We start from the raw sequence: 14,048 nt of genomic DNA, 5'->3' as shown, positions 1-14,048 counted from the left end.
ATGGATGGCTAAAAAAATGCCAGATGTTGGTGAATATAAATACGGCTTTTCTGATAAAGACGTTTCCATTTTCCGTTCAGAGCGCGGACTGACAAAAGAGATCGTTGAAGAAATTTCTCGTATGAAAGAAGAGCCTCAGTGGATGCTCGACTTCCGTTTGAAATCTCTTGAGCACTTTTACAACATGCCGATGCCACAATGGGGCGGAGATTTAAATGCATTAAACTTTGATGAAATTACGTACTACGTAAAGCCATCAGAGCGCTCTGAGCGTTCTTGGGATGAAGTACCAGAAGAAATCAAACAAACCTTTGATAAGCTTGGTATCCCAGAAGCAGAGCAAAAATATTTAGCTGGTGTATCTGCTCAGTATGAATCTGAAGTTGTGTATCACAACATGAAGCAAGACCTTGAAGATTTAGGAATTGTGTTTAAAGATACAGACAGCGCATTAAAAGAGAACGAAGACATCTTCCGTGAGCACTGGGCAAAAGTCATTCCTCCGACTGACAACAAATTTGCTGCGCTTAACTCGGCTGTATGGTCTGGTGGTTCATTTATCTACGTACCAAAAGGCGTAAAAGTAGATACTCCACTTCAAGCATACTTCCGTATCAACTCTGAAAACATGGGTCAGTTCGAACGTACACTGATCATCGTTGACGAAGGCGCACATGTGCATTACGTAGAAGGCTGTACAGCTCCAGTTTACACAACAAACTCACTTCACAGTGCGGTTGTTGAAATCATCGTCAAAAAAGGCGGCTACTGCCGTTATACAACGATTCAAAACTGGGCAAACAACGTCTTCAACCTTGTGACAAAACGTACAGTATGTGAAGAGAATGCAACAATGGAATGGATTGATGGAAACATCGGTTCTAAGCTGACAATGAAATACCCAGCAGTCATCCTAAAAGGTGAAGGCGCTCGTGGTATGACATTAAGTATTGCCCTAGCAGGTAAAGGTCAGCACCAAGATGCAGGTGCGAAAATGATTCACCTTGCACCAAACACATCTTCAACGATCGTATCGAAATCGATTTCCAAACAAGGCGGTAAAGTCACATACCGAGGAATCGTTCACTTCGGACGCAAAGCAGAAGGTGCACGCTCAAACATCGAGTGTGATACACTCATCATGGATAACAAATCAACGTCTGATACGATCCCTTACAATGAAATCTTAAACGACAACATTTCATTAGAGCACGAAGCAAAAGTATCAAAAGTATCAGAAGAACAGCTATTCTACTTGATGAGCCGCGGAATTTCTGAAGAAGAAGCAACAGAAATGATCGTCATGGGCTTCATCGAGCCATTCACAAAAGAACTACCAATGGAATACGCCGTTGAAATGAACCGTTTGATTAAGTTTGAAATGGAAGGTTCTATTGGTTAATAAAAAACATTGATACACAACGCTTTTTGAAGGCTTTTAATTTCGAGTGATACCACTTGTTAATTAATCCTTCATGGCGTTGTGTTTTTTTATGGCTTTAGTTCGAGAAGCCAGATCCATCCCTCCAAATGAACATAAATACTTGCAACATTTAAATTAGTACTGTATAGTTCTAATTATGACAAAGGCAAAATTAATGAATCAAAAGCGTGTACTTGAAGTAGCTGCAACATTATTTTTGGAAAAAGGGTTTGCTTATACCAGTATGGATGAATTGGTACGTGTAAGCAAAGTGTCAAAGTCGAATGTGTATTATCACTTTTCTAATAAGGAAGAATTATTAGAAGGGGTCGTTGATTATTGGATTGATATGTATCAAGCTGCAATAGACGACGTAATGTCTCAGACCCAATTTTCAGTTGAAGATCGTATCCAAATGTTTTTAAAGCAATTATCACAAGGCGTTCAGTCGAGAGAGTATCAGGGAGGCTGTCCATTTATTACTCTTTATATTCAAAGTCCTGCACAGGCCACGCAAATAAAAGAAAAAATAGGTCTTTTTTTTACAGGATTACAAAAGAAAGTTTCTCTATTACTGAAACAAGGTGTAGAGAACGGGGAATTCAGAGATACGATTCAGATTGATGAGGTGGCATCACTTTTTATTACAAATCTTGAAGGGGCGTTATTTATTTCAGAAACACTGAAGGATGCCACTGTCATCACAAAAACAGCAGATCATTTATTTAACTTGCTTCGATAAAGAAGCATTTTTTTTACATCAAATTAGTACTATGTAGTACTAAAAAGGAGCCTTCATATGAAAACAGTATTTTTAATTGGTGGAACAGGCTTTATCGGAAAGCAATTAGTCGAAGAATTAGCCAAAGAGGATGTGAACATTCTTCTTTTAGTGAGGTCGAAAAGTAAAGCGACACGCATTTTTCAAGAAAGAGGCATTTTAAAAGAGTCAGTGATGCACTTTGTTGAAGGTGATTTGACGAAAATAGATTTAGGTCTAAGTGCTGAAGATAAGGAAAGGGTATTGAAAACGGATGTGATCATTCACGCAGGAGGCCCCATGGATATTCAAGCGACAAGTAATGAGGCAGCTTCCGTCTTTTTAAATGGCGCTAAACATATGAGTGAATTAGCTAAAAGTATTCATCAATCGAAGGGCTTGCATCAATTTATTCATGTTGTCGGTTATATGAGTCCCTTTGATGATCAAAATAGCAAGGTTACAATTGATGTGTTTAAAGAAGGAAACAACTATTTGAAAATAAAAAATCCATATGAGAGAACAAAATTTTTAGCAGATCTTTATATCCGTCAACAGGCATCAGCAATAGGTTATCCGCTGTCTGTCATTAATCCGCCAACTGTGGTCGGTAGTAGTAAAACAGGGAGTACAGAGCAGATAGCAGGATTAGGTTTGCTTGTAAAGAGTATGCGAAGAGGGCTCATGCCAGTGATTCCTGGAGGTAAAGGATATAGGCTGCCACTGATTTCAAACGATATGTTTGCGAAGTTTATTGTGCAGGTTTTCAGGATGGAGCAGCCGGCTATTCAAACATTTACACTTGTTGAAGACAAAGAGCATGATCAGAACATTGCTGAATTATTAAGTGTGATGTCGGAAAGTATGAATATGAGGGCACCAAAAATCTCTGTCCCAATGCCACTAATGAAAGCTGTTATGAATAGTGGCGTAAGCAAAATCACTAAAATTCCTTCTGACGGACTGAATTTTATGACAAAACGAACATTCTCAAATGTTTCAGCGAAAAAAATAATGGGAGACGTTTGGTTTAAGAAGACGAGTGTCATGAACTTTTTCCCTGCCGTAGCAGCTGATCTAGATTATCGAATGATGGATCAACATGGTGAGCATCATCATGTATTTGAGCGAACATTATGCGATAACAATACCCTTTACCAACTAAAAGGAGAGGGGAAACCATTTATTTTATTACATGGTTTATTGAGTGATGGAGAGGATTTATTTCCTTTAGCACAAGAGCTTCATGAAAAAACGGGTCAACCGGTATGGATCTTGGATCTTCCAGGTTTGGGACGTTCTCCATTTAAACGAGAGAAACATCTTCTAGATCTCTATTTGAATGTAGTGAAAAAGGTATTGGAGAAAGCGGCTAATGGTGCACATCTCATTGGCCATTCATTTGGTGCGTTTATTTTACTAGAAGCTTTGGGACAAGGGTACATAGATAAGAAGTATTCAATCACTTTACTTCAGCCGCCTGTTACTAAAAAAAATGCTAAATCGCTAAATGTTCCACAATGGATGAACAAATGGTCTTTAAAATTAGCAACTCCTAAAATGATAGAGCGTTATTTATTAAGTAATGGTTTGTTTGAAAGGATGGAGAGCATCCCTGAACATTATATTGAAAAAATCAGAAACAGCTTTACTTCTCCTAGAATTTTAAATACGACGGTTCAGCTTAACCATTTACTACTGAAAAACGATCACGGTGATTTCAATGAAATAACAAAGGATAATCTTCACATGATTTGGGGGGAGTATGACAGAGGATATTCTGCTCCATCGCATTTTGGAAAAGTTGATGTTGTCCCATATGGTCATCATTTCCCTCTTAGCCATCCGAGTGAAACGGCAGCATTGGTTATAAAAAATAGTCTTATTAGCAGTTGAGAATGTGGGATAAATAAAGTATGTCGTAATTGAAAAATCGCATTGCTTGTGGTCCCGCCGATGCCCGCATCAACTGAAAGATTATATAGCACCCTAAAACGAAAAAGGTGATTTTTATTAAAAAAAGCACGATTTTTCGTTTTGGGTCTTTTTGATTAAATAGAGGTTAATGAGGAGCATAAAACTCCTCTAAGGTTTTCGTCATATCATCAGATGCAGATTGTAAGATCGCATCTTGCTGTAAAACCGCTGTGCCTTGTGCTCGGACAATATGAAATTGATGAAACCCCATCAAGTTTTGAAATATTTCTTTTAGGTAATAATGTGAAAATTCTAGAGGTGTATATCGATCGTTATTTGTGAAAATTGAGCCGCTTGCTTGAAGTAAAAGTACACGATAATCGTCAGTCATCAGACCAACAGAACCATTTTCTGTATATTTGAACGTTTCTCTCGCAATAAAGATATTATCTATATAATCTTTCATTCGTGAAGTCACATTGAAATTATGAACAGGTGACACGATCACAATTCGATGATGTGCTTTGAATTGGGCCAATAAAGCAGATGAAGCAGCGGCGATTTTTTCCTCGTCAGCCGTTAATGCTTGTTCGGATGCTTGCTTATCCCAAATTCCTAGCAGCTGTTCTTTTTCGATACGAGGAATTTCAGTTCCATATAAATGTAAAATGGTTGGTTCTTCATGAGGAAACCTTTCTTTAAACTGTTTTAAAAATAGTGTTTGCAGTTTGTTTGAATAACTTTCTCGATGAGTGAAATCTGGGTGCGCGTTAATGATTAATGTTTGCATGTACATGCTCCTTTTCTTTTGATAAGCTGAGTATAAATGATAAAGGTGACAAAAGAAGGCACCTTTTTAAGAGGGAAAACAAATGAAAAAATCAGAACGATTAAACCAAGAACTTATTTTTTTAAGCGATAAACACTCTTTTCGGTTAAAGGACTTACAATCCGAATTTGGCATTTCTAAAAGGACGGCTTTAAGAGATATAGAAGAGCTAGAGTCAATGGGTTTAGCTTTTTACGTTGAAAATGGAAGACATGGAGGATATCGACTGGTGAATCAATCTCCATTGGTTCCTATTTATTTCAATATAGAAGAAGTCCAAGCTATTTTTTTCGCTCTTAAAGCGCTAGACCTGGTGTCAGCAACACCATTTAAAAAATCCTACTCACAAATTCGGCAAAAGTTGTTTGCCACAATGTCTGATGAGAAAAAGCAAATGATTACGGAGACTTTGGATGTGATTCATTACTATAATGTCGCACCAGTTAGTGAACAAAATCATTTGGAATTGATTTTACAGGCAATGATGAAAGATCAAATCGTGAAGATGACGTACACTCAATATGAAAATAAATGGATCAGGCTGCAATTTCTTGAGTTGTTTTATCGAAATGGCATTTGGTTTTCTCAAGCATATGATGTTCAAAATAAAAAGTGGGGCATCTATAGATGTGACTTTATGAAGGACATGGTGATTGAAGAAGAAATCAGAGACACATTTACAAAGGAAGAATTAAAAGAACTGCAGCTCGAATACGAAAAAACTTATCATGATATCTCATTTAAATGTCGATTAACGGAACAAGGAAAAGAAAAGTTTTTGAAGCATCATTACCCAAATATGAGATTGGAGATCATTGATCAGATTCCTTATATTATGGGTGGATACAACCAAGAAGAATTATCGTATATGACTCACTATTTGATGTCATTTGGGAAACATGTGAAAATTGAATACCCAGAGGAATTGAAAGAAAGTTATTTGAATCAATTACGAGAAGTGATTGATCAGTATTGAAAGTAAACGAATTGTCTCTGAATCACAAAAAACTCCACATATTAAAAGAGGCGAATTATAGCAATTCGCCTCTTTTTTTTACTTCGCCGCATGAAAGGTATTTGTTTTCGGTTGATCATCAACCTTCCCATACGTCAGCTGACGCCAGATAAACTCCATCGGACCGTATTTAAACCGCTTTAACCATAATGTACTAAAGAGCAAGAGGAAGACATAAACCCCGAGTCCAATCATGAACGTGCCAGCCGGCTGAAGATGATCGGCAAGTCCGGCTCCATATTTCAGAAATAGCATTGTGCCAATGATGGAGTGAAGCAAATAGCAGGTCAATGACATCCGTCCAACTTTGGTAAAGACCATCAAAGCACCACGCAGCTGAGGGACGTGAAGAAACAGCATCGCAAGTGTACTCATATAGAACATACTGCCTGTTAATCCGCCGTTTTGTTCAAGGGCAGAGGCTATGTTCATCCAGAGTGTATTTTCAAAAGGATTGACCGCTGTTATGATCGTACTGCCTTGGGTGATGAGAAAAGCGATGGCAAAAATGATCCAAATGCGATTCCAAATCGCTTTTTTCGCCTCCATGTTTTTGAAAAACTCCATTTTCACAAAATACACACCAAGTAAAAACATGAAAAACATAGAATAGACAGTAGAAAAAGAACCGGAAGCCATTGTCACCATATCTGTCCACCGATCACCAATCGATGCTAAATAAGTCAGACTGTTGTGGCTGATTAATTCAAAATCAGCAAAGTCCGGCTTGCCTGATGATCCTGAACTGATGGTATTGAGCAGCATCGTGAAAAAAGGCGTGAGCAATTGAATCACAAAAAGTGTGATGAGCCAGTATAGGATGGTTTTGGCTGTGCGTTTGTAAAAGAAAAGCAATAAAAAGCCAGCGACTGCATAATAGGCCAAAATGTCACCAATCCAAACAAAGGTCAAATGCAGAAGGCCAAATCCTAAGAGAATGGTTAATCTGCGGGCAAACAGCTTGTTCGGACTGTCCACCTTCTGAGCAGCTCGATCCATAAAAATCATAAAACCAACCCCGAATAGAAAGGAGAACAACGTAATGAATTTCCCTGAGGCAAACCAATTCACCAAATTGTGAAAGACATCATTTGACAGCATGTCAAATCCCTTGGCCGAATCCACGATCAAAAAGTAATTGACTAGAATAATCCCCATTAAGGCGAACCCTCGTACAATGTCCAAGAAATGAACCCGTTCCCGCAGACTCATCGGTTGTCCGTGTGCTACTTTGTTTGCATTCATATCCATGCTCCTTTTCTTGTTATGATAATGTGATTCGGATCAATTCATCGATCCTTACAATGAATCAATATACGGCCCAATTCTTAACAATTTATGAAGATCCAATTTTTTGGAAATAAATGTGACAAATTGATGGCAGATGGCCAAATTCATAAACTGTTAAGGTTTATGCTGTATCTTTTCACATAACTAGATGATATATAGTAAAGACATAAAAGAAAGAGCAACACATTACATGAGGTGAGAGACATGACCCATCGAATATTAGTCGTAGAAGATGATCAGGATATTGGTGACCTTCTGCAGGAATCCCTTTCACGTGCAGGATATGAGGTGCTAAGAGCGATGAATGGCGAGCAAGCATTGAAGTTTGTGGACGATTCGCTCGATTTGGTGATTTTGGATGTGATGATGCCGGGGCTCTCAGGCATCGAAACGTGCCAGCAGATAAGAGCCTCTTCTAATGTCCCGATTCTATTTCTAACAGCCAAATCAAGTACATTCGATAAAACCGAAGGCTTACTTGCGGGCGGGGATGATTATATGACAAAACCTTTTTCACAAGAGGAGCTTCATGCTAGAGTGATTGCACAATTACGCAGGTATACTGTCTATCAGGAAAAGAAGGAACAGGAAGAGACCTTTCTTGTTGGGGGCAAACTGAAGGTAAGTGAAGAATTTAATGAAGTATGGAAAGAAAACCAGCAAATTAAGCTGTCTGATCTAGAATATCGGATGTTAAAACTGCTTATGAGCAGGCGAAACAAAATCTTTTCAGCCCAAAATATTTATGAAAGCGTGTGGGGACAGCCTTATTTCTATTGTTCCAACAATACGGTGATGGTGCATATTCGAAAGCTGCGTGCCAAAATTGAGGATGATCCTGCGCGTCCTGTATATATCAAAACTGAATGGGGAAGAGGATATCGATTTGGCACATCGTAAATATACACTGGCCAAAAAGCTTGCACTGCTGATTTTGGCGGCTGCAATTGTGAGTGGTATTGTCTTTTTGACGCTGCAAAAGATCACCAATGATTTGATCGATGGATATTTGAGTTCGGACGAGTATTACGATCAGGAGTCAGCCAAGTACATTCAAAAATTCAGCCGCTATGTGTCTGAGAATGAGCTGTCTTCAACGGATCGACAAGCGTTTGGTGAGTGGGTGAAAAAAGAGAATTACATTAATTTGACTATCTTCAAGGATGAGGTGCTACAATATGACTCCATCTATTCGGCTGCGGATGAATCGGCGTACGGAAAAGAAAGGATGACTCAGTACGCTGAGCAACATTCGTATCCGGTTCAGTTTAGCGACGGTAAAGGCCGCGTCATGGTGGACGGGTTCTATTCATCTCGCTACCACGATCTTGCCTTTACACTCGAGCTGCTCGGAGCAACGCTTATTTTTCTCCTCATTGTTCTTCTCGGGATTCGCAAAAGTCTGCGCTACCTGCAAACGATTCACCAAGAGATACATATTCTTGAAGGCGGAGAGCTGGACTATGAGATGACGGTGAAAGGGCATGACGAATTAGCGATGATTGCCAAAAGTATTGAGGACCTTCGTAAAGCTTTTTTGGACAAGCTTCAAGCCATTGATGAGCTGCAAGAAGAGAGCCGCAGCTTGGTTACTGAAATGTCCCATGATATGAGGACACCGCTGACGTCGCTGATGATGAATTTGGAGTTTGCGAAAAAAGAGGAGGCTGGAGCGGATACCCGTAAGGATCAATATATAGCAAGTGCTTATGAAAAAGCACTGCAATTGAAAAATCTATCTGATAATCTGTTCGCCTATTTTCTACTTGATAAAGAACATGAACCTGAGCTTGAGACAGTTGCAGTCAAAGAGGTCATTTACGATCTCTTATCAGATCAGGTGGCGATTTTGCAGCAAGAGACATTTAAGGTTCATCTTTTAGGAGAGCTGCCAGACAGCTATATCAATGTGAATGTCGAGGAGCTTGGCCGAGTGTTTGATAATCTGATGTCGAACATACTGAAATACGCTGACCCGAAAAAAGATATCAATCTCACGTTTCTATCCGACCAAGAAATCTTTGAGATCCATATCAGCAATGCGATAAACGAGACAAATGACACCCAGGAAAGCACAGGACTTGGTGAACGAAGCATAAAACGAATGATGTCCCGCATGCACGGGCAGTTTGAAAGGATGGAAAAGAACGGCGTTTACTACATCGTGCTGCGATTCTGGCACATCAAAATATAGCTGGCAAATGAATAACATGGAATGGAGAGACAATCTAATGAAACGATTCAACAACTTCCAAAAGGTACCGGATCTCTTGCAAGGCCTTCTGAATATTTGTTTATTCTTTCTGGCCATTGCTTTAAGCGTCCTCTTAATTAGTGAAACTTGGTATATTGTCCAATTTGTCTACAAGAATGTGGTCAACAAAGGAGAAAGCTACTATGAAATGCTTGGTGAACTGTTAATCTTCTTTATGTACTTTGAGTTTATTGCCTTAATTATTAAGTACTTTAAATCAAACTTTCATTTTCCGCTTCGCTATTTTATATATATTGGCATCACAGCCGTCATCCGTTTGATTATTATCGATCATAAGGAGGCTGTATCGACGTTCTGGTGGGCGTTGACTATCTTAGCCATGACGGTTGCACTCTTTATCGCTAGTAAACGACATGCGGTTCAGGAGCATGAAGAAGTGAAGTGAGGGAAGAAGACGAACGATGACCGTTCGTCTATTTTTTATATGTTGATTCATGAAACGCCTTGTGACGTACCTGTAACAAGTGCCTTTATGTGTGATGACAAACAACATGTTCCTGGCTTATTTACTTACTGACACGTACACATATACAATTTTCATCGTATAGTGTTTGTTCAGCTAAGGAATTGGAGGAAGAACATGATTAAATTAATAATTACGGATTTAGACGGCACCTTTTTAAACCGCCAAGGATCATTTGATCAAGCTTTATTTCAGAAAATAAAAGCATTAATGGAAGAGAAAAATGTGGCGTTCGCTCCTTGTACGGGTAAGCAGTGTGAACGAGTAGAGGCATTGTTTGGTGATGATGCAAAGGATTTTTGGATTTCAGGGGATAGTGCAACGCGAATTAAAAAGGATGGGCAATTTGTTTATGAATCATTAATAAAAAATGATCTAGGTTTATCGATCATCCATAAGCTGGAGGAGATAAGCAAAGAGCAGACGATCATTGCATGTACGAAAGATGGTGCAGTGGTCAATGAGCATTTATCTGAGAGTGAAATGAGATTTGTGACGGGCTCTTATACAAATGTACTCAAGGTATCAAACTTTGCAGATATACAAGATGACTTTGTGAAAATTACCGTTCATGATCCTGAGGCAAAATGCGTACAGACAAGGGAGAGAATAAGTGAATTCTTTGAACAAGTATATGTTGTTGCTTCAGAGGATACGTGGATCGACATTGCCAATATTGGCGTTCACAAAGGAACCACCGTGAAACAGCTTCAGCACATATTGGGTGTGACAGAAGAGGAAACGATGGCATTCGGTGATGGTCGTAATGATCTAGAACTGATGGAATCCGCTCAATACAGTTTTGCTGTAAGAAATGCCATCCAAGAGGTAAAAGATGCTGCTCATTTTATTACGCTTTCAAATGAAGAGAGCGGGGTCATGCATACGATTCAAAAAATCCTAAGATTGCAGCCTTAATCGTACTCAATTAAGAAGACGAACTTGTCCAGTTCGTCTTTTTTCATGTCTGGACATTGACGAGATGAACACTTAGTCGTTATCTGTCTATTAATGAACGGTTAGGGTCAGATTGACAATTGATTGTCATGCGTCTAAAAAGTAGAATATGAGTAACAATAAATAAACAGTTGTTCATTAATGAATAAGTGTTTGTTGTGGTGAGTGATCAGCTGGATAAAAGGTTTTTTCCTGATGTACGTCTTCATATGGTATGCTTTAGAAGCCTTATCTTTCCATCGGCATCGATCATCATGATTCTATGAACAGGGGTCGATCATATGCGAAGTATTCAAAGTTTTTTAGTAGAACAGCTGCTTATTTTGACGAAAAAGAAACTCAACGTAAATGATTATCTAGAAGAACGAAGAAGGGCAAATCAATTACCTTATGAATTGCCTGAAAAACTTAAGAATAAGTACAATATCACTCAAAATCACTCGTTTCCAGTCGATACGTATATGCTGAAATCAAATGTCCAGCCGGATGACCATCAAGTGTTGTTTATACACGGTGGCGGCTATATTGAACAGCCTTTGACTTGGCATTGGCGTTTTTTAGACCGATTGACGAAGCAATTAAATAGTACGGTGTATGTGCCGGTTTATCCAAAAGCACCGAACCATCAGTATATGGATGTGATCGAGAGTGTCTTCCCTGTGTACCAAGGTCTTTTAGAGAAAGGAACACCTGAAAATATCGTCATCATGGGCGATTCTGCTGGCGGCGGTTTATCGTTAGCTTTTGCTCAATACTTGGCAAAAAAGGGCTTGCCGCAGCCAGGAAATATCATTCTTTTATCACCATGGCTAGATGTCACATTAAGCAACCCAGATATCGCTGCTATGGTTCCAAAAGAACCAATGCTCAATCTAGCCTTATTAATTGAAGCAGGAAAAAGATATGCGGGTGAAATGGATGAAACACACCACTTAGTCAGTCCAATTTATGGAGAGATCAAATCATTGGGACGAATTTCTGTTTTTATAGGCACTCACGAATTCTTTCTCCCAGATGCTCGTAAATTCAAAGAGATGGCAGATAAGCAGGGGGTTCCAATAAACTATATAGAATATCCTAAAATGAATCACGTGTTTCCTGTCTTCCCTATACCAGAAGCAAAAAAAGCGTTAAATCAAATTGTCGCGATTATTGAAAGTAATACCTTCCCTTTGAAAGAATTCAATGAATAAGATATAAGAATGAGGATGACTAGCGCGGCTGGCCATTCTCGTTTCTGTTTGAAGGAGCAAAAAAATTGACAGATATCAAGACCGAACCATTCTCGTTTGCAAGTATGCAGCAGGCAGTCCCTGTACATATTCCAGAAAGACAATACATTTCATCACATGATGGTACAAGCCTTGCGTATTATCCATTTTTATCAGAAAAGAAGACGCAGGCCAATGTGATCTTAATTCATGGCGGTGGTGCTCATAGTTTGGCTGGTTATGAGCATATCGCCCATACGCTGCAGCATGAATTTCATGTGAATACGTTTTTGCTCGATCTAAGAGGTCACGGCCATTCGGATGGAAAAAAGAGAGGTTGATGGCTACTTTTTTATTGCACCTGAATTTGGCCATCAATCAGATACTGCGAGGCCAGATCAAATTCCTTTTGCGGCCGTTCAAGTATGGAAATTCGTTCTGTCTGCCATGACAAAAGGAATGTTGATGAGTCATTCTGAAGCCGTACGTTTTCATTATCCAAAATGGGCAGTCGAGCAGGATCCGCTTTTATTGACAGCCATCACCGTCAAACTATCACTTGCCTTAACCCCATCAGCACCTAAAAAACAATTTGCGAGAATGGATCGGCCATATGCGATGTTAGTAGGCAGCGAGGATGAACTGTTTGATATAGAAAAATTTCCTGCCTATCATGAGCTGCCAAATGAAGCGATCCAACAACAATCAGTCTATCAAGTGCTGGATGGACACACTCATTTGTCGATTCTACTAGAAGTGGGAAAACAGATTGGAGGAACTATCCAAGTGTGGAATCGTTCTATTTAGCATGAACAACTAGTCAACACTCTCCCGTTTTCTTAAAAATTTACATTGACACCATCCTTTTCTATGATAAAATCATAGTGTGATAATGAGAATCGTTATCAAACGATATGACTACATATAGAATGGATAGGTGAGGTACATGTTCAAGAAATCTTTTTGGTCGCTTTTAGTTGTGCTCTCCATCGTTTTACTTGCAGCTTGCGGCAGCAATAGCAGTAACGGCAAGTCAGATAGTAAAGAGAAAACAAGAACTGTTGAAAGCGCTATCGGTTCAACTGAAATTAAAGGATCGCCTAAACGTGTGGTGACACTGTACCAAGGAGCAACGGATGCAGCAGTCGCTATGGGCATTAAACCAGTAGGTGTTGTTGAATCATGGCTTGAAGCACCTACGTATAAATATTTAAGAGATGACTTAAAGGATGTTAAAATTGTTGGGCAGGAAACACAGCCAAACTTAGAGGAAATTGAAAAGCTCAAGCCTGATTTGATCATTGCATCGAAAATCCGCCACGAGCAAATTTTTGATCAGCTGAAAGAAATCGCTCCAACTGTTGCAACAGAAACAGTGTTCACCTTTAAAGACACAGTGAAATTAATGGGTGAAGCATTAAACAAGCAAGACAAATCAAAAGAATTGCTGACGAAGTGGGATGACCGCGTCGCTGATTTCAAAGAAAAAGCGAAAAAAGACATCAAAAACTGGCCGATGAGTGTATCTGTGGTGAACTTCCGTGCAGATCATGCTAGAATCTATCAAACTGGTTTCGCAGGGTCCATTTTAACAGAGCTAGGCTTTGAAGGACCTAAGAATGTCAAAGATAAAAAGCAAGACATCATTACACTTACAGACAAAGAGAGCATTCCGCAAATGGATGCAGATGTGATCTATTACTTTATGGATGATCAGGATAAAGCAGTTGAAAAAGCATATAAAGAGTGGACGAGTCATCCTTTATGGAAGCAGCTTGACGCAGTGAAAGCGAAACAAGTGCATAAAGTAGATGAAATCACTTGGAACATGGGCGGCGGTATTATCGCAGCAAACATGATGCTTGATGATATTTACGATCGTCTAGTAATTGATAAATAAGACATAAC

The 14,048-nt window shown here is 39.2% G+C and carries 14 protein-coding genes; 12 read left to right on the top strand and 2 right to left on the bottom strand.

Going from position 1 to position 14,048, the window contains the following annotated elements:
* Nucleotides 1–4: 4 nt before the first annotated feature.
* The 3 genes from sufB (at nt 5) to AAYR28_RS15000 (ending at nt 4,079) form a co-directional block, all read left to right on the top strand.
* A complete protein-coding gene (gene sufB, locus AAYR28_RS15010; protein WP_007500362.1) occupies nt 5–1,402 on the top strand; it encodes a Fe-S cluster assembly protein SufB in 1,398 nt (465 codons plus the stop codon).
* Between the two features lie 196 nt (nt 1,403–1,598).
* Complete coding sequence (locus AAYR28_RS15005; RefSeq protein WP_041115746.1) at nt 1,599–2,165, top strand: TetR/AcrR family transcriptional regulator; 567 nt, start codon at nt 1,599–1,601, stop codon at nt 2,163–2,165.
* Between the two features lie 57 nt (nt 2,166–2,222).
* Nucleotides 2,223–4,079 (top strand): alpha/beta fold hydrolase, encoded by a 1,857-nt coding sequence (locus tag AAYR28_RS15000; protein WP_345808877.1) that lies wholly within the window; start codon nt 2,223–2,225, stop codon nt 4,077–4,079.
* Between the two features lie 166 nt (nt 4,080–4,245).
* Here the strand turns inward: AAYR28_RS15000 and AAYR28_RS14995 are convergent, their stop codons facing one another.
* Nucleotides 4,246–4,890, bottom strand: a complete 645-nt coding sequence (locus AAYR28_RS14995; protein ID WP_345808876.1) for an FMN-dependent NADH-azoreductase — start codon at nt 4,888–4,890, stop codon at nt 4,246–4,248.
* Nucleotides 4,891–4,972: 82 nt separating this feature from the next.
* On the opposite strand from AAYR28_RS14995, the gene AAYR28_RS14990 reads away from it, so the two are divergent.
* Complete coding sequence (locus AAYR28_RS14990; RefSeq protein WP_345808875.1) at nt 4,973–5,905, top strand: helix-turn-helix transcriptional regulator; 933 nt, start codon at nt 4,973–4,975, stop codon at nt 5,903–5,905.
* A gap of 78 nt (nt 5,906–5,983) precedes the next feature.
* On the opposite strand, the gene AAYR28_RS14985 is transcribed toward AAYR28_RS14990, so the two are convergent.
* Nucleotides 5,984–7,189 carry a DUF418 domain-containing protein gene (locus AAYR28_RS14985; protein WP_345808874.1) on the bottom strand — a complete coding sequence of 402 codons (1,206 nt, stop codon included), beginning with the start codon at nt 7,187–7,189 and terminating at the stop codon, nt 5,984–5,986.
* A 249-nt stretch (nt 7,190–7,438) separates the two neighbouring features.
* Here AAYR28_RS14985 and AAYR28_RS14980 point away from each other — a divergent pair, with 249 nt between their 5' ends.
* From AAYR28_RS14980 to AAYR28_RS14945, 8 genes are all read left to right on the top strand, one after another.
* Entirely contained in the window at nt 7,439–8,134 is a 696-nt protein-coding gene (locus AAYR28_RS14980; RefSeq protein ID WP_224426606.1) for a response regulator transcription factor, read from the top strand.
* Entirely contained in the window at nt 8,121–9,428 is a 1,308-nt protein-coding gene (locus AAYR28_RS14975) for a HAMP domain-containing sensor histidine kinase (protein ID WP_024425993.1), read from the top strand. The genes AAYR28_RS14980 and AAYR28_RS14975 overlap by 14 nt, the downstream gene beginning before the upstream one ends.
* A gap of 37 nt (nt 9,429–9,465) precedes the next feature.
* Nucleotides 9,466–9,894, top strand: coding sequence for a phosphate-starvation-inducible protein PsiE (gene psiE, locus AAYR28_RS14970; RefSeq protein WP_012011173.1), 429 nt, complete (start codon nt 9,466–9,468; stop codon nt 9,892–9,894).
* A gap of 195 nt (nt 9,895–10,089) precedes the next feature.
* A complete protein-coding gene (locus tag AAYR28_RS14965; RefSeq protein WP_345808873.1) occupies nt 10,090–10,890 on the top strand; it encodes an HAD family hydrolase in 801 nt (266 codons plus the stop codon).
* A 320-nt stretch (nt 10,891–11,210) separates the two neighbouring features.
* Nucleotides 11,211–12,122 (top strand): alpha/beta hydrolase, encoded by a 912-nt coding sequence (locus AAYR28_RS14960; protein ID WP_345808872.1) that lies wholly within the window; start codon nt 11,211–11,213, stop codon nt 12,120–12,122.
* Between the two features lie 65 nt (nt 12,123–12,187).
* On the top strand, nt 12,188–12,481 hold the full coding sequence (locus AAYR28_RS14955; RefSeq protein ID WP_345808871.1) for an alpha/beta hydrolase: 294 nt from the start codon (nt 12,188–12,190) through the stop codon (nt 12,479–12,481).
* Nucleotides 12,462–12,947, top strand: a complete 486-nt coding sequence (locus AAYR28_RS14950) for a hypothetical protein (RefSeq protein WP_259455904.1) — start codon at nt 12,462–12,464, stop codon at nt 12,945–12,947. The genes AAYR28_RS14955 and AAYR28_RS14950 overlap by 20 nt, the downstream gene beginning before the upstream one ends.
* 139 nt (nt 12,948–13,086) lie before the next feature.
* A complete protein-coding gene (locus AAYR28_RS14945) occupies nt 13,087–14,040 on the top strand; it encodes an ABC transporter substrate-binding protein (RefSeq protein WP_120207633.1) in 954 nt (317 codons plus the stop codon).
* Nucleotides 14,041–14,048 lie beyond the last annotated feature (8 nt).

Origin of the sequence: Bacillus safensis (assembly GCF_039619585.1) — a bacterium.
GTDB classification, from domain to species: Bacteria; Bacillota; Bacilli; order Bacillales; family Bacillaceae; genus Bacillus; species Bacillus safensis.
Note: the sequence above shows the minus strand (reverse complement) of the source record. Positions and strands in the feature narration are given on the sequence as shown.